At 57.8% G+C, this 15,597-nt stretch carries 13 protein-coding genes; 8 read left to right on the top strand and 5 right to left on the bottom strand.

Going from position 1 to position 15,597, the window contains the following annotated elements; translation table 11 throughout:
* Positions 1-85 precede the first annotated feature (85 nt).
* Positions 86-481: a peptide-methionine (R)-S-oxide reductase MsrB gene (msrB, locus tag DX909_RS22105; RefSeq protein ID WP_128547403.1), complete on the top strand. Its 396-nt coding sequence runs from the start codon at positions 86-88 to the stop codon at positions 479-481.
* Positions 482-522: 41 nt separating this feature from the next.
* Positions 523-1,797, top strand: coding sequence for a D-alanyl-D-alanine carboxypeptidase/D-alanyl-D-alanine-endopeptidase (locus tag DX909_RS22100; protein ID WP_128547402.1), 1,275 nt, complete (start codon positions 523-525; stop codon positions 1,795-1,797).
* An 11-nt stretch (positions 1,798-1,808) separates the two neighbouring features.
* Here DX909_RS22100 and DX909_RS22095 read toward each other — a convergent pair whose 3' ends face one another.
* On the bottom strand, positions 1,809-3,137 hold the full coding sequence (locus DX909_RS22095) for an APC family permease (protein WP_128547401.1): 1,329 nt from the start codon (positions 3,135-3,137) through the stop codon (positions 1,809-1,811).
* A gap of 60 nt (positions 3,138-3,197) precedes the next feature.
* On the opposite strand from DX909_RS22095, the gene crcB reads away from it, so the two are divergent.
* The 4 genes from crcB to DX909_RS22075 all read left to right on the top strand — a co-directional run bounded on the left by crcB (position 3,198) and on the right by DX909_RS22075 (position 9,915).
* Complete coding sequence (gene crcB, locus DX909_RS22090) at positions 3,198-3,575, top strand: fluoride efflux transporter CrcB (RefSeq protein ID WP_229311149.1); 378 nt, start codon at positions 3,198-3,200, stop codon at positions 3,573-3,575.
* Positions 3,576-3,612: 37 nt separating this feature from the next.
* Positions 3,613-5,097, top strand: coding sequence for a M14 family metallopeptidase (locus DX909_RS22085; RefSeq protein ID WP_310589871.1), 1,485 nt, complete (start codon positions 3,613-3,615; stop codon positions 5,095-5,097).
* Between the two features lie 213 nt (positions 5,098-5,310).
* Complete coding sequence (locus tag DX909_RS22080) at positions 5,311-8,199, top strand: TonB-dependent receptor (RefSeq protein WP_128547400.1); 2,889 nt, start codon at positions 5,311-5,313, stop codon at positions 8,197-8,199.
* Between the two features lie 39 nt (positions 8,200-8,238).
* A complete protein-coding gene (locus DX909_RS22075) occupies positions 8,239-9,915 on the top strand; it encodes an IPT/TIG domain-containing protein (protein WP_128547399.1) in 1,677 nt (558 codons plus the stop codon).
* Positions 9,916-10,147: 232 nt separating this feature from the next.
* On the opposite strand, the gene DX909_RS22070 is transcribed toward DX909_RS22075, so the two are convergent.
* Positions 10,148-10,330, bottom strand: coding sequence for a hypothetical protein (locus DX909_RS22070; RefSeq protein WP_128547398.1), 183 nt, complete (start codon positions 10,328-10,330; stop codon positions 10,148-10,150).
* Positions 10,331-10,416: 86 nt separating this feature from the next.
* Between DX909_RS22070 and DX909_RS22065 the strand changes: the two genes are divergently transcribed.
* Positions 10,417-10,881 carry an RrF2 family transcriptional regulator gene (locus DX909_RS22065; protein WP_128547397.1) on the top strand — a complete coding sequence of 155 codons (465 nt, stop codon included), beginning with the start codon at positions 10,417-10,419 and terminating at the stop codon, positions 10,879-10,881.
* Positions 10,882-10,910: 29 nt separating this feature from the next.
* Here the strand turns inward: DX909_RS22065 and DX909_RS22060 are convergent, their stop codons facing one another.
* The gene (locus DX909_RS22060) at positions 10,911-12,395 is read right to left on the bottom strand and encodes a DUF4301 family protein (RefSeq protein ID WP_128547396.1); all 1,485 of its coding nucleotides are present in this window, start codon (positions 12,393-12,395) and stop codon (positions 10,911-10,913) included.
* A 176-nt stretch (positions 12,396-12,571) separates the two neighbouring features.
* Between DX909_RS22060 and DX909_RS22055 the strand changes: the two genes are divergently transcribed.
* A complete protein-coding gene (locus DX909_RS22055) occupies positions 12,572-12,856 on the top strand; it encodes a DUF2442 domain-containing protein (RefSeq protein ID WP_128547395.1) in 285 nt (94 codons plus the stop codon).
* On the opposite strand, the gene ybeY is transcribed toward DX909_RS22055, so the two are convergent.
* The gene (ybeY, locus tag DX909_RS22050) at positions 12,853-13,272 is read right to left on the bottom strand and encodes an rRNA maturation RNase YbeY (protein ID WP_128547394.1); all 420 of its coding nucleotides are present in this window, start codon (positions 13,270-13,272) and stop codon (positions 12,853-12,855) included. The two genes, DX909_RS22055 and ybeY, sit on opposite strands and share 4 nt — an antisense overlap.
* Before the next feature lie 40 nt (positions 13,273-13,312).
* Complete coding sequence (locus tag DX909_RS22045; protein ID WP_128547393.1) at positions 13,313-15,571, bottom strand: ATP-dependent helicase; 2,259 nt, start codon at positions 15,569-15,571, stop codon at positions 13,313-13,315.
* Positions 15,572-15,597: the final 26 nt, after the last annotated feature.

Here is a 15,597-nt window from a genome sequence, read left to right as displayed (position 1 = left end):
CCGTAAAGATAAACGAATCGGAAAATAGTTTAGAGAATTGGTGAACAGGATTGAAAGTCCGGTTACCCATCAAAAATCACAGGATATGATCCAGAAAGTTGTGAAGTCCGACGAGGAATGGCGTCGTCTGCTGACGCCCGAACAATACCGCGTCACCCGCCAGAAAGGCACTGAACGTCCTTTTACCGGCGAATATTGTGAAACCCATGACCCCGGCGTGTACGAATGCGTTTGCTGCGGAACGCCCCTGTTCGAAGCGGGCCGTAAATTCGAGTCGGGCACCGGCTGGCCCAGTTTCACCGACCCGATCGACACGGAGCTGATCCATTTTGAGCAGGATTACAGCTACGGCATGGTCCGGGTGGAGGTGCAGTGTGCGGTATGCGACGCCCATCTGGGGCACGTCTTCAATGACGGCCCGCCCCCGACCGGCATGCGGTATTGCCTCAATTCGGCGGCTCTGAAGCTGAAAAGCAACTGACCGGCCCGGCCGGGAGAAGCCGGCAAGTCGTATCTTTGGGAATGACACGTTCGCTTCTCCCGGTTTTTCTTTTCTTTCTTCTGACCGGCTGCTCCGCCTACCGGCCCATTCGGCGGGAACTGGAGCAAAACCCCCGCCTGACCGATCATTTCACCGGTTTCGCCCTCTACGACCCGGAAAAACAAGAGATGGTCGTGGCGCAGAACGCCGACCGGCATTTCGTTCCGGCCTCTAATACCAAACTTTTTAGTTTTTACGCCGGGCTGATGACGCTGGGCGATTCCCTGCCGGCTCTTCGCTACGTTTCGCGCAACGACTCGCTGATCTTCTGGGGCACCGGCGACCCCTCGCTGCTCAACCCCAACCTGCCCGATACGACGGCCCTGCATTTTCTCCGAAACCGCCCCGAACGGCTGGTGTTCTCCCCGGGTAACTTCAACGCCCGGCGCTTCGGGCCGGGCTGGGCCTGGGACGACTACAACAGCTATTACTCCCCGGAAATCACCCCGCTGCCCTTGTACGGGAATTTTGTCCGGTTCACCTCACCCGACCGGGTGGCGCGTCTGGACGTGGAGCCCCGCATCTTCCGCGACAGCGTGACGGCGGTCTCTTCCTGGAAAGGCTCCCGGGATGTCCGCCGGGACGAGTTCGGCAACCGTTTCGACCGGCCCCAGGCCGTGCGGCCGTTCCGGCAGGACGTTCCGTTTCACTGGTCACCGGAAGTGGCCGCCCGGCTGCTGGCCGATACGCTGCACCGGCCCGTGACGGTGGCCGCCATTCCGCCGGATCGCCGGGCGAAAACCGTTTACGGCCTCCCGGCCGATTCGCTGTATAAACGAATGCTTCAGCTCAGCGACAATATGCTGGCCGAACATCTCCTGCTGCTCTGCGCGTCGGGGCAGGATACGCTCGACGGCACGCTTGCCATCCGGGCCGCCCTCCAGAAACACCTGACGGACCTGCCCGACCCGATCAAGTGGGTGGACGGTTCGGGGTTATCGCGTTACAATCTGATCACGCCCCGGACTTTCGTCAGCCTGTTGCAGAAAATTTACCGCACCGTGCCGCAGAAGCGGCTTTTTAGTCTGCTGGCGGCCCGGGGCTCGATGGCCCGGGGCTCGACAGCCGGAAGCGCTCCCTTCATCTTCGCCAAATCCGGGGCTTTGACCGGGGCCTTCAACCTGAGCGGTTATCTGGTGACCAGAAAGGGGAAGGTGCTGCTGTTCAGTATGATGCATAACAACTTTCCGGGACCGGTCGCCGAGGTCCGGGCGCAGACCATCGCCTTCCTGACCAAAATTCATGAGCGGTATTGAGCAGGGAGGACTTACCGATTCAGTTGCTTCACCAGCCGGTAGGCCGGGTAACTGATGATGATGAACCCGACGGCGTAGGCGCTGCTGTAGGGGTCGCTGACGATGACGCCGACCAGAAAGGCCAGCGAGGCCGCCAGCATCACCCAGGTCGAGACGGGATAGCCCCAGGCCCGGAAGGGGCGGGGCAGTTCCGGGGCGGTCTGCCGAAGCCGGATCAGGGACGCAAAACCGGCCGCATAGCACAGCACGAAGAAGAAGGAGGCAATGTCGGAGAGCTTGCCGTAGGTGCCGGTGATGATCATGAGAATGGACATCCCGGCCGTCAGAATCATGGCCCGGCCGGGCGTGCCGCCGGCGTTGACCCGGGCAAAGAACCTTGAGAACAGGCCGTCGCGGCTGATGGCGAACAGCACCCGCGGGTTGAACATGATCTGGGCGTTGATGATGCCCATGATCGAGATCAGCAGCAGGCCCGTAACGACCCGGGCGCTGGCCGGCCCGTAGAGCGTTTGAATAGCGTCGGCCGCCGGGAGTTTGGACTGCGCCAGCCGCTCGATCGGCAGCACGTGAAACAGCGCCAGATTGACCAGCAGGTAAATGCCGATGATCAGCAGAACGCCTGCCAGCATGGAGCGGGGCAGGTTTTTACTCGGATCGACGTCTTCTTCCGTAAAATAGGCCGCCGTATGCCAGCCGTCGTAGGTATAGAACACCGATTGCAGCGCGGCCAGCACCGCCACCGTCAGCGATCCCTGAATGGGAAGGGTATTGTCGCCGGAAAACTGAATCGGTTCGTCGGGGGTGTAGGCGAAGCAGACGAAGACGAACGCCAGCAGGCCGACGGCTTTCAGAAAGCTCATGACCTCCTGCGCCTGGCTGGCAAGCCGAACACCTACCCAGTGGAAAGCCACGAAAAGGACCAGAATCCCGATCGCCATCGGTTTGATATAACCCGACGAAGCCGGGACCAGCAGCGCGATATACTCCCCCATGACGGCCGCCCCGAAAGCCATTGCCGAAATACTTCCGAGCCAGCTTCCGATCCCGATCAGAAATCCGGCGTAATCCCCGAACGCCCGCCGGGCGAACACATACCAGGCGCCGGCCTTCGGCAGCATCGTGCCCAGTTCGATCACCTGAAGCGAACCGACCAGGGCGTAGATACCGACCAGGGTCCAGATCAGCAGCGCCAGCGAGGGTTGCCCCAGTTCCTGCGCGATGGTACCGGGCCGGCGGAGGATGCCGGTGCCGATGGTGCCGCCGATGGTCACGGCAATGCCGAAGCCCACGCCCAAAAGGCGCAGGAGTTGCGAAGAACGGTTCGTTTCAGGGGGCGTCATTGCACAATAATAGGCTTTTTCACCAAAAACAGGCTAAATTTACCGACTCAATCCGCATAAATGATGACCAATCCGTTCTGGCTGGTTTTTCTGGGAGGAGGGCTGGGCAGCATCACCCGCTACAGCCTCAGCCGATACGTGCAGCCGCTGCTTCGAACCACTTTTCCGGCGGCTACGCTGATCGCGAACGTCCTGGCCAGTCTGATTCTGGGCTTTCTGGTCGGATGGATGACCGCCCGGGCGAGCGGCCGGGAAACGATCCGGCTTCTGATCGGGGTCGGCTTCTGCGGAGGGTTCAGTACGTTTTCCACCTTCAGCAGCGAGACGCTTCTCCTGCTCCAGACAGGACGCTGGTGGACCGCCGGTCTGAATGTGATGTTGAATATGTGTCTGTGTCTGCTGGCGTCGTTTGCCGGCCTATGGCTGGGCCGGCCGTAGTTTTCTGCAGGATTTACCGGAAAAACGGATAAAACTCATGTCACGCTCCAATGTCGTTATTGCCGGTCGCTTTGCCGTCGTTTTGCTTAATTTTCTTCTGATGACTACCGCCTACAGCCAGGATTTGTCGCTTTCCCGGCAGCTTTTCGATACCTACGACACCTATCGCGAACCCGCCCTGACCCACCGCCGGTTCAAACAGACCGACATTCTGCCCCTCATCGACCGCCTGAAGACCGACGCCCGGTTTGAAGTCAGGCAGGTGGGCGAATCGGTGGAGAAACGGCCGATTCAGCTCATTAAGCTGGGAAACGGCCCCCGCAAGGTGCTGCTGTGGTCACAGATGCACGGCGACGAGCCTTCAGCTACGATGGCGCTGTTCGACCTGTTCAATTTCATGCGTGCGGACGACGCCTTCGGTGACCTCAAAAAACAGCTTCTGACCGAAACGACACTGTATTTCGTACCGATGCTCAATCCCGATGGAGCCGAACGCTACCAGCGCCGGAACGCCCTCGACATCGACATGAACCGGGATGCCCTTCGGCTTCAGTCGCCCGAATCGCGGATTCTGAAAAACCTTCAGCAGACCCTGAAGCCGGATTTCGGGTTTAACCTGCATGATCAGAACACCCGGTACAGCGTGGGGCAGACGGCCAAACAGGCCACGATTTCGTTTCTGGCGACGGCCTACGACCCCGCCCGCAACATCAACCCGGTGCGCGAGCGGTCGATGCAGCTCATCGTGGGCATGAACCGGGTACTGCAGCAGTTCATCCCGGACGGAGTCGGGCGGTATTCCGACGAATTCGAGCCGCGGGCGTTCGGCGACAACATCCAGAAGTGGGGAACCACCCTGATCCTGATCGAATCCGGCGGTTATCCCAACGACCCGGAGAAGCAGTTTATCCGCAAACTGAACTACGTCGCCATCCTGACGGCCCTGCAAACCATCGCAACGGACGCCTACCGGAACGAGTCGCGCTCGGAATACAATACCATCCCCGAAAACGACCGCTATCTGTTCGACGTGCTGGTTCGGAATGCGCAGATCATCCGAAACGGAAAGCCGGTGACAGTGGATGTCGGCATCAACCGCAACGAGATCAATCTGGGCAATGCCACGACCTTTGCCTACCGGAGTTCCATCGACGATTTCGGCGATCTGTCGACCTTTTTCGGCATCGAGGAGATCGACGCGACCGGCCTGACGCTCTCGCCCGGGCTGGTGCATCCGGATACGCTTCAATCAGTGGCTGACTTGAAAAAGTACAATCCGGACTCGTTGGTCAGGCAGGGCGTGACCACGTTCCGGCTGGCGGCTGCGAGCCGGGCCACGACTCACGTTTCCCCAGTTCACCTGCTCCAGCCCGGCACCCCGGCGGCCCGTTCCATCCAGACCGGACGGATTCCGACCTTCCTGCTCCGACGCGGGAATCAACTCCGGTATGTCTTCGTCAACGGGTTCTGGTACGAAGCCGAAACCGGGAGGGGGAATTTATCCAACGGAGTGATCGAGTAGACGTTTCTGGTGTGTAAGCGGTAGGGTAACCAAATAATAGTTCGTGTTAATCGCCAAATAGCGTGTATACGTTCTGTGATTTAATCTTTTTGCGCAACACGCTCATTTTCAGGTATTTTCATCTTATCAAATATAACTGAGTCGTAACATTGGGTTAACATTGCGGTAATATTGGTCCGCTACTTTTGTGTTGTTTTGAAACGACACCAATGTATGAAGACCACGTTAACGTTTATCACTTTTTTATTTACCAGTTTAACCGCTCTTGCCCAGACGGGCACCCTCCGGGGAAGCGTCAAGGACGCGAAAACCAAAGAAGTACTCATCGGCGCTACGGTCCGGATCGACGGAACCCAACTCGGAACCACTACGGATGTTGAAGGCGCTTTCTCTCTCTCCAACGTTCCGGTAGGTAACCATAAGGTGGTGGTCACCTACGTTTCCTACAAAGCCAAAGAAATTCCCGGGGTCCGGGTGGAATCCGGAAATTCTACCGTAATCGACACCGAACTCGACGAGGAAGGTACCTCCCTGCAGGAGGTGGTGGTCCGGGCCAGCCGCGCCACCAACACCGAGGTGGCCGTCATCACCGAGATCAAACAGCTCAAGCCGATCGCCGTCGGGATTTCGGCGCAGCAGATTCAGCGCTCGCAGGACCGCGATGCCGCTGCGGCCATCCGCCGGGTTCCGGGCGTCAGCATCGTCGACAACCGCTTCGTGCTGATCCGCGGGCTGGGTTCCCGCTACAACTCGGTCCTGATCAACGACGTCATTACGCCTTCCACGGAAGTCGAATCACGCTCCTTCTCCTTCGACATCGTGCCGAGCAACATCCTCGACCGGATGATCGTCTACAAATCCGGCTCGGCCGACCTTCCCGGCGATTTTGCGGGCGGGGTTATCAAAATCTACACGAAACGCCGGCCCGATCAGAATTTTACGGACGTCGGGGTGACGGTCGGTTATCGTCCGAACACCACCTTCCGGAACGTGCAGACGCACTCCCGCAGCGGCCTTAACTTTCTGGGTCTCTGGGGTGCCGACCAGCAGATTCCGTCCAGCTTCCCGTCCCGTTCGAGCGATTTCAACAACTTGAACGCGGCTCAGCGGGCCGCCTACGCCCGGCTGCTGCCCAATACCTGGGGGCTAAAGAACGTCTCGTTATCACCGGACGTGCGGGTGGCCATCAACCTCGGCCGCCGGCTCGACATCGGCGGGATTGCCGCCAGTAACATCACCAGCATCAACTACTCGCAAACCAACCAGGTTGCCGACGTCGGCCTGAATATCTACGAGAACGGTCTGACCGCCAACGACCTGTTCGAGCGTTACAACGACGCCAACTACCAGCGCAGCAGCCGGCTGGGCGTTCTGCACAACTGGACGCTGCGGTTCTCTCCGAATTTCATCCTGGAGTGGAAAACGATGTTCAACCAACTGAGTACCACCGAAACCGTGGATCGCCAGGGCCAGCTGGTCATCGACGGCGTAGACGTGCGCAGCTACTCCGAGCGCTTCGAAAACCGGACCATCGCCAATACGCAGGTCTCGGGTGAACATACGCTCAGCGAACTCACCAAAGTAAACTGGATCGCCAGCTACGGTTACTCCGGGCGCTGGGAGCCGGACTGGAAGCGGGCCCGTTTCCTTCGCATTACCGGTGCCACCGGTCCCGACGGTCAGCCGCAGCCCTATCAGCTTTCCGTGCCGACCCAGCCGAACCCCGTCGACGTCGGTCGTTTCTACTCGAAACTGAACGAGAACGTCTTCTCGCTGGTAAGCAACTACGAGCATACCTTCGGCAACCCGACCGACCGTGAACCGAGCCGTATCAAGGCCGGTATCTACGCGGAACGCCGGGCCCGGGATTATTCCGCACGGTTCTACGGCTATCAGTCGCTCGGGAATGCCTCCGCCATCCTGCGTCAGGACATCGGCTCGCTGTTCTCCCCGCAGAACGTCACCGGCCAGCCGGGCGGTCTTTCGCTGCTCGACGGTACGCGTGACCTCGACTCGTATGAAGGATTCAATACCTATGGAGCGGCTTACGTGAGCGGTGACCTGAGCCTGGGAACGCGCGTCAGCCTGACGGCCGGTTTCCGGGGCGAATTCAACAACCAGACGCTGGAGTCGGTCGTGGTCAACCAGAAGAAGACGCTTGTCGACCGGAGCGTATTCAGCCCGCTGCCGTCGCTGAACTTTACCTACAAGCTGAACGACAAACAGAACGTGCGTCTGGCCTACAGTGCCACCCTCAACCGTCCGGAACTCCGCGAGCTGGCCCCGTTCAACTACTTCGACTTCAACCTGCTGGCCGACGTGCGCGGAAATACCGCTCTGAAAACCGCCACGATCCAGAACTTCGACGCCAAATGGGAACTGTACCCGACGCCGAACGAACTGATCTCGGTGACGGCCTTTTACAAGTCGTTCGTCAACCCGATCGAAACCTTCCTGCTGCCTTCTGCCAACGGGCTGGCCTATACGTTCACCAACGCCAAATCGGCCCGCAACTATGGGGTTGAGGTCGAATTCCGGAAGGGTTTCCCGAATGCGGCCGGCACGTTCCTGCAAAACCTGCAGGTGGTCGGGAACGCGTCCCTAATCAACAGCCGGATCGACCTCGGCGATGTGATTCAGGCACCGGACCTCAGCGGAGCCATCCAGAACTATCCTTTGGCCGGAACGACCGACATCAAGCGTCCGCTGGCCAACCAGTCGCCGTATCTCGTGAACGCCGGTCTGTACTATGCCGATCCGAAAACCACCTGGGAGGCCAACATCCTGTACAACGTGGCCGGGCAGCGGATTTTCGCCGTCGGGAACCTCGACAACCCCACCGTCTACGAAATGCCCCGCAACGTCGTCGACCTGAACATCAGCAAGACGTTCAATAAGCAGTTCGAAGTCCGGCTGGGTATCCAGGATATTCTGAACAACCCGGTTCGGTTTTCCCAGGATTTCAACCGGGATGCGAAAATCGGCAGCGACGTGACGTCTCAGTCGGCCACCGCCGATCAGGATGTGCGCAAGTTCCGCCGGGGTCAGTATTTCACGTTAACCGCCATTTACACTTTTGGTCGCCGAATCATCATCCCTTAATAACTACCTAATCATCTGTTAAACCAAATCTGAATTTTTATGAATTTTTTCAAAAGCTGGCCTTACTCTCTGTTACTGATTCTGGGCGTGTTTGTGGCCGTGACGGCGTGTAAGAACGATGATGAACCGGATCCGGTGCTCAGCATTACGGCCATCGAGCCTCTGACTGCTCCGGTAGGAGGGACGGTGACCATCGCGGGAACGCAGTTCAGCGCCACGCCTGCCAGCAATACCGTCACGTTCGGGGGAAATGTTCAGGCGACGGTTACTTCAGCTACGGAAACCCAGCTGGTGGTGACGGTTCCGGCCGGGGCGCAGAACGGCCCGATTACCGTAAAAACCGGTACGCAAACGGCAACGAGTACGCAGTCATTTACACTGGGTAATAAACCGGTCGAAGAAGTTTCGGGTCAGATTACCGCGAATGCCACCTGGTCCAGCTCGAAAGTCTACCTTATCAAAGGGTTTGTTTATGTACGCAGCGGGGCTACGCTGACCATTCAGCCCGGTACCATCATCAAGGGGGGAACGCCGGCGCAGGACCCCTCCGGCCAGCAGAAAGGCGGTACGCTGATCGTACAGCCCGGCGGTAAAATCGAAGCGAAGGGTACGGCCCAGCAGCCGATCATTTTTACGTCGGGCAAGGCGCCGGGCCAGCGTGGTTACGGTGACTGGGGCGGGATCGTCCTGATCGGGAAAGCTCCGCACAACCAGGCCGGAACCCGCTCGTTCGAAGGCGGTATCGAGGGAACCTACGGAACGTCCAACGAACCGGCCGACAATTCCGGAACGCTCCAGTACGTTCGGATCGAGTTCGGCGGGATTGCGCTCTCGAACGCATCCAACAGCGAAATCAACGGTCTGACGCTCTACGGCGTCGGTTCCGGCACGACCATCGACCATGTGCAGGTCTCCTACAGCGGTGACGACTCTTACGAGTGGTTCGGCGGTACGGTCAACGCCAAATATCTGGTGGCTCACCGGGGCTTCGACGACGATTTCGATACCGACCACGGGTTCACCGGAAAAATCCAGTTCGCGGTTTCCCTGCGCGACCCCGAAGTAGCCGACCAGTCGACTTCCAACGGGTTTGAATCGGACAACTTCGATCCGGGTGAGCCGGCTACCGGCGCGAACGTGGGTCTGCCGCTGACCGCCCCGGTTTTCTCGAACGTCAGCATCTTTAACTTCAGCGCGGCCCCGAACGGCAACCCGTCGCCGAAAGGCAGCGGTCCGTACGGCCGGGCCATGCACCTGCGCCGGAATACGGCCATCAGCATCTACAACTCGGTGTTCGTCGGTTATCCGGAAGGGCTGCGCCTGGACGGTACGGCCACCGGTACGCTGGCCAACGCCACGGGCGATAAACTGGACCTGCGCGGCAACGTCCTGGCCAATATGCTGAAGCCCGTTGCGGGGGCGGGCGCCGTTACCGATGCCCTGGCTCAGACTTACTTCAACGACGCAGCCCGCAAGAACCAGACGGTGGCTGCCGCCGATCTGGCCACTCAACTGCTCAATGCTGCTACGTTCAACCTGACGGCGCCGAACTTCCTGCCCCAGGGAACATCTCCGCTGCTGACCGGAGCCGTCAAGGACGGCAAAGTGGCCGATGCCTTCTTCGAGAAGGTCGACTACAAAGGAGCCTTCGGAACGACCAACTGGCTGCAGGGCTGGACGAACTTCGATCCGCAGAATACCGACTACGATAAGTAATCAAGTTTAATTTTCATATTGGTGTCGCACGAAATGGCCGGGGCTTTGCCCCGGTTTTTTCTTTTTATAAGCGGCTGAGTGTCAAATCCGCCCGCACGCAAACCAAATAATAATCTACTTTGTTTATAGGTTATAATATTTGTACCTTAAGGACGGAAAATGAGTAAAATGGCCTGGAGTTTGCGTTTGCAGTAAAATCAGGCGGAAAAGTTGACCGGTTTATATGAAGTTATTATCTTGCCCGATTGTTGGCAAATTGAAGAATAGCCGAATATCCACCCCGCCCGTCGATTTTCTTTACTGCAATTGCATTCTTTCGGATTGCTTCATCACTCCATACTCGGTTACTTTGTACACCTTTTTTCAAAACCTGCTGCGGCCGGAAGACGGAAAGCGCTGTTTTAAAACGATTCATGTGACTTTTGGAGCCGTTAGACATCCTAATAGATACAGTTCTTTTGCGTTAGAACCTCTATTTAACTGATAAATTACCGTAACACAATGATCTCGAAGAAAGCCAAGTACGCAATTAAAGCATTAAAAGTCCTTACGGAGGAATTCGGTAAGGGACCGGTATTGATTTCCTACATCTCGGCGAAGGAAAACATTCCGAAGAAATTTCTGGAAGCCATTTTGCTGGAATTGCGGAACCACGGCATTCTTCAGAGCCAGAAAGGCAAGGGGGGCGGCTATCTGCTGCGCGTCGATCCGGAGCGGGTCAATCTGGCCCAGGTGCTGCGGGTCATCGACGGACCGATCGCTCCGACGCCCTGTGTTTCGCTGAATTTTTACGTTCGCTGTGACGACTGTTCCGACGAGGTAACCTGCGCCATCCGCCCGATCATGGAGCGCGTTCGGGACGCCAACCTGGCCGTTTATGAAAACACGTCACTGACGACCTTCTTCCGGAAAGAAGCACCCACGGAAAATCCGGCCGACGAGGTTCCTGTCGGAACGGTCGCCTGACCGGATTTCAGGGGGAGAAGGCGTGACCGTCAGGCCGGCTGATGCTCCTTGCGTAACAGATCGTTAACCGTTTTAACCGGATTGAACGTTATCAGAGGAACCTCTACGAATACGGTATTCCAGTCGGCCATCGCGCCGTTCCAGAGCCCGGGCAGTTCCTGGGCTTTGAGTTCCTTTCCATCTTTCGATTTCGAGGTGATGAAACCCGTCTGGGGATCACGGTAGGCGGGCAGATTGTATTTTACGCCCGTCCGGTTTTTCAGCGAACACACCAGATCCACCGGGTTGAAGTGCGTGGCCGCATCGAAAATCTGTTTCTGTTTCGGGTTGTTCAGATCGATCTGAGCCGATTCCACGATCTGGAGCGATACCGAACCGTCGGCGTTGCGGGCCCAGAACGGGCCTCCGCCCGGCTCTCCCACGTTCTTCACCATCCCGCAGGCCCGCACCGGCCGGTCGAGCTTGCGACGGTAGTAATCGACTTTTTCCTCCTGGGAAAGCTGGTCGAAACCGTCCGGAGGCAGCGTACAGAGCGTGATCCGCAGAAAATCGTCGATTTCCGCCAGATACCCTTCGCTGACGAGATCATCATCCAGCAACTCCTGAAAGCGGAAGATCTGCTGCTGAACGTCCAGAAGCAGCGTGCCCAGCACTTTCTTGTAAGTATAAGTCGTGTCTTTCAGCGCATCCGGGACGACGTTGTCGATGTTTTTGATGAACACCACGTCGGCGTCGATATCGTTCAGGTTCTCGATGAGGGCACCGTGGCCCGCCGGGCGGAACAGCAGGGTGCCGTCGGAATTCCGGAAGGGCGTATTGTCGGGGTTGACCGAGAGGGTATCGGTCGCTTTTTTCTGCTCGGAGAAGGTAACTTCGTAAGTCACGCCCAGTTTGGCTTCATAATCCGGCACGACCCGCTCGATCAGTTCCTCGAAGCGGCTGCGGTGTTCGGGCGACACCGTGAAATGAATCCGGACCCGCCCGCCCGAGTTGGCGTAGACGGCTCCTTCGACCAGATGCTCCTCGACCGGCGTGCGGGGACCTTCGGGATACTGATGAAACTGCAGCAGCCCTTTCGGCAGGCTGCCGTAATCTAGCCCGTCCTCGGTCAGCAGGGCCTTCAGCACGGCAGGGCGGTCCGATTCGTCGGCGGTCAGCACGGCTTTCAGCGCGTCATAGAAGGCAAAATCGGGCAGGCGGGCAAAAAATTCGTCGACCGATTTGTCGTTTTTCCCTTCCAGTGCGGCAAACAGCGATTTGAACATCCGCGTGGCGGCTCCGGAGGCCGGAACGAACTTCATCAGCGAGAGGGCCGCAGCCTGCCGGTCGAACCGGGTGACGATGCCGTCCAGATCCTGTTCACTGACCCGAATGATTCCATCGCCGACGGTGGCGGCTTTGATTACCGGCAAATACGGGAAGTTGTCGACGAAATGCTTGATCTGTTTCTCGACAAGGTCGAGCGTGGCTCCCTGTGATAAAATCTGGTGCTGGTCCTGTTCAGTGAATTGCATAAAAAGAAGCGGAAAAACAGTGGCTTTACGGGCGGCAAATACGGGAATTTGTCGGCTTGAGTCAAGGCACAGGAAAGGTTAGCCAAGAAAGAAAGAAAAACGATTGCCGGTTACTTTTCAACGGTTCCAAGTCTAAAAGGCAGACCAATGACGAGATGTAGGTTTGAAATTGGAGAATGCTTCACACGATCAGGAAAATAGAAGAAGTTCAGGAAGGGCACCGGATCGTTTGCCGGTTCGATGAAGACGAGAAACGGCTGGTTGACCTGAAACCTTTATTAAGGCGGCTCGACCAAACGCCGGTAATTCAAAGGCTTTGGGATGGAAACTATTTCAGGGAAGTATTTCTGGATGACTATGGTACGCTGGCGTGGGACAATGGTGTAGATTTCTGCCCGGATGTTCTGTACGCTCATTCACTGCCTTTTCCCCCGAAAAACCAGCAAAAAAAGACGGTTTAAAGCACCCACCACTTCAGGCTTTCCTCTTCCCCGGCCCGCATCTGCCGGGCTTCTTCTTCCGACTTGTCGCCGTAGCCGCAGAGGTGCAGCAGGCCGTGGGCCAGCACCCGCCGGAGTTCCTGCTCCTCGGAAATGCTCAACTGCCGGGCGTTGTCGCGCACCCGGTCGATGCTGATGAAGATATCACCCTCCAGCCGGTCTTCCTCATCCGAGTTGTCGAAAGTGATGATGTCGGTGTAATAATCGTGGTCCAGGTACTCGCGGTTGACGTTCAGCAGGTACTCGTCCGAGCAGAAGATGTAGTTCAGCTGCCCGATCGTGAAGCCTTCCCGGGCGGCCAGTTCATTCAGCCACTTGCGGGTTTTCTGTTTCTGAGGGAGTTTGAAGGCGATGTCTTCCGTAAAAAATCGAAGCATTGAAAGAGAGGGAAGGAACACGGCCGTGTTCCTTCCCGGTTTATCCGACAATTTTCAGTTTGGCAAAACTCAGCAGCAGCGTCTTTTCCCCGGCCGATTCGAACTGGATGACGGCTTTGCGGTCGTTTCCGTTCTGATCGACCTTCTTGACGGTCCCGAAGCCGAATTTCATGTGTTCGACGCGCATTCCTTCGGTCAGCGTCGAGGTATCGCTGGGCGCAAAATCGGCGGAGGGCACGTGAGCGACCGTCGGCTGGGGGGCCTGCGTACGGGCGGTTTTCTGCGCCAGACTCCGCACGAAGCTCATCGAGCCGCCCGAGGGCGTATCGCGCTCCACCTCGCTCGGGCGCAGCCGGGCCATTTTCAGGTAAGCCTGATCGATTTCCATCAGGAATCGGCTGGGTTCGCACACCTTCAGCCGGCCGTAGTGGTAGCGGGATTCGGCATACGACAGCGTGAGCCGCTTTTCCGAGCGGGTAATGGCGACGTAAAACAGCCGCCGTTCCTCTTCCAGATCGGCCCGGCTTTCGAGCATCAGCTGCGAGGGAAACAGGTCTTCTTCCAGGCCCACGATATAGACGTTGCGGAACTCCAGCCCCTTGGCGCCGTGGATGGTCATGAGCGTGACCTTGTCGTTGTCGCCGTCGTCATCCTTCTCGTCGGCGCTGGTCAGCAGCGAAACCGCCTGTAGGAAGGCGCTCAGGCTCTTGTCGTCGTTCTCCGGGTTGTCCACAAACTCCTTGATGGCGTTCAGCAACTCCTGAACGTTCTCATAGCGCGACAGCCCTTCTACGGTTTTATCCTCGTACAGTTCCTTCAGAATACCGGATGCCTTGGCGATATGGGCGGCCACCTCATAGGCGTCTTTCTTCTCCAGCATCAGCTGAAAGCTCTTGATGAGGGTGCCGAAACCTTCGATGGCGATACCCGCCCGTCCGGCCACATACTGGTTGATGTTGCTCACCACCTCCCAGACCGACACCTGGTTTTCGGCCGCCACGACGGCGATTTTGGCGACGGTCGTGTCGCCGATGCCGCGCTTGGGCAGGTTGATGATCCGCTTGAAGGCTTCCTCGTCGCTCTGGTTGACCGTAAACCGGAGGTAGGCCAGCAGGTCCTTGATCTCCTTCCGCTGATAGAACGAAAGGCCGCCCACGATGCGGTATTTGATGCTCAGCTTGCGCAGGGCCTCTTCAAACGCCCGCGACTGGGCGTTGGTGCGGTACAGGATGGCGAAGTCGTTGTTATGCAGGCTCTCCTGCATCTTGGCCTCGAAGATGGAGGTCGCCACCAGCCGGCCTTCCTCGTTGTCGGAAGCCGCCTTGATGACGTCGATCAGCGGACCTTCCTCGTTATCCGTGAACACGCTTTTGCGCAGCTGGGCGCGGTTGCGCGCAATGACGGAGTTGGCCGCGTGGACGATGGTTTTCGTGGAGCGGTAATTCTGCTCCAGCTTGATCGTCTGGACGTCCGGAAAGTCCTTCTCGAAATTGAGGATGTTTTCGATGTTGGCCCCGCGGAAGGCATAGATGCTCTGCGCATCGTCGCCCACGACGCAGATGTTCTGATGCACCGCCGACAGCTTCCGGGTAATCAAGTACTGCGACACGTTGGTGTCCTGAAACTCGTCGACCAGCACGTGCCGGAATTTATGCTGGTATTTATTCAGAATGTCGAGGTGATCCCGGAACAGCACGTTCGTGTTGAACAGCAGATCGTCGAAGTCCATGGCGTTGGCCTGAAAACACCGGAGCGAATAGGCTTTGTAGATGCGCCCGATCTCGGGCATCCGCGCGGCCGCGTCGTCGGCCTGGATCAGCGGGTTGTTCAGGTAGTCGTCGGGGCCGACGAGCCGGTTCTTGGCTCCGGAAATGCGGGAAAACACGACGTTCGGGCGGTAGACCTTATCGTCGATCCCGAATTCGCGGATAATGCTTTTCAGGAGCGATTTGGAATCATCGGTATCGTAGATGGAAAAGTTGCTGGTATAGCCGATGGCCCGGGCCTCGATCCGCAGGATTTTGGCGAACACCGAGTGGAAGGTCCCCATCCAGATGTTGCGGGCTTCGGAACCGACCACCGACTCGATCCGGTGGCGCATTTCGCCGGAGGCTTTATTGGTAAACGTCAGAGCCAGAATCCGGAACGGATCGATCCCCGACTCGATGAGGTGCGCGATCCGGAACGTTAGGACGCGCGTTTTCCCCGACCCGGCGCCGGCAATGATCATCAGCGGCCCGTCGCCATGCAGCACGGCCTGCCGCTGGGGTTCATTCAAGGTTGAAATATAATCGGTCATCAACAGCTCTCCCGCTTCAGTAGTCA

This window comes from Larkinella soli (assembly GCF_003703975.1).
GTDB classification, from domain to species: domain Bacteria; phylum Bacteroidota; class Bacteroidia; order Cytophagales; family Spirosomataceae; genus Larkinella; species Larkinella soli.
This window is presented reverse-complemented; position numbering and strand designations above follow the sequence as displayed.

Bases quoted from the DNA above. Each gene is read 5' to 3' on its own strand.
- msrB (WP_128547403.1), top strand. From the start codon at position 86: ATGATCCAGAAAGTTGTGAAGTCCGACGAGGAATGGCGTCGTCTGCTG.
- DX909_RS22100 (WP_128547402.1), top strand. From the start codon at position 523: ATGACACGTTCGCTTCTCCCGGTTTTTCTTTTCTTTCTTCTGACCGGC.
- DX909_RS22095 (WP_128547401.1), bottom strand. From the start codon at position 3,137: ATGACGCCCCCTGAAACGAACCGTTCTTCGCAACTCCTGCGCCTTTTG.
- crcB (WP_229311149.1), top strand. From the start codon at position 3,198: ATGATGACCAATCCGTTCTGGCTGGTTTTTCTGGGAGGAGGGCTGGGC.
- DX909_RS22085 (WP_310589871.1), top strand. From the start codon at position 3,613: ATGTCACGCTCCAATGTCGTTATTGCCGGTCGCTTTGCCGTCGTTTTG.
- DX909_RS22080 (WP_128547400.1), top strand. From the start codon at position 5,311: ATGAAGACCACGTTAACGTTTATCACTTTTTTATTTACCAGTTTAACC.
- DX909_RS22075 (WP_128547399.1), top strand. From the start codon at position 8,239: ATGAATTTTTTCAAAAGCTGGCCTTACTCTCTGTTACTGATTCTGGGC.
- DX909_RS22070 (WP_128547398.1), bottom strand. From the start codon at position 10,330: ATGAATCGTTTTAAAACAGCGCTTTCCGTCTTCCGGCCGCAGCAGGTT.
- DX909_RS22065 (WP_128547397.1), top strand. From the start codon at position 10,417: ATGATCTCGAAGAAAGCCAAGTACGCAATTAAAGCATTAAAAGTCCTT.
- DX909_RS22060 (WP_128547396.1), bottom strand. From the start codon at position 12,395: ATGCAATTCACTGAACAGGACCAGCACCAGATTTTATCACAGGGAGCC.
- DX909_RS22055 (WP_128547395.1), top strand. From the start codon at position 12,572: ATGCTTCACACGATCAGGAAAATAGAAGAAGTTCAGGAAGGGCACCGG.
- ybeY (WP_128547394.1), bottom strand. From the start codon at position 13,272: ATGCTTCGATTTTTTACGGAAGACATCGCCTTCAAACTCCCTCAGAAA.
- DX909_RS22045 (WP_128547393.1), bottom strand. From the start codon at position 15,571: ATGACCGATTATATTTCAACCTTGAATGAACCCCAGCGGCAGGCCGTG.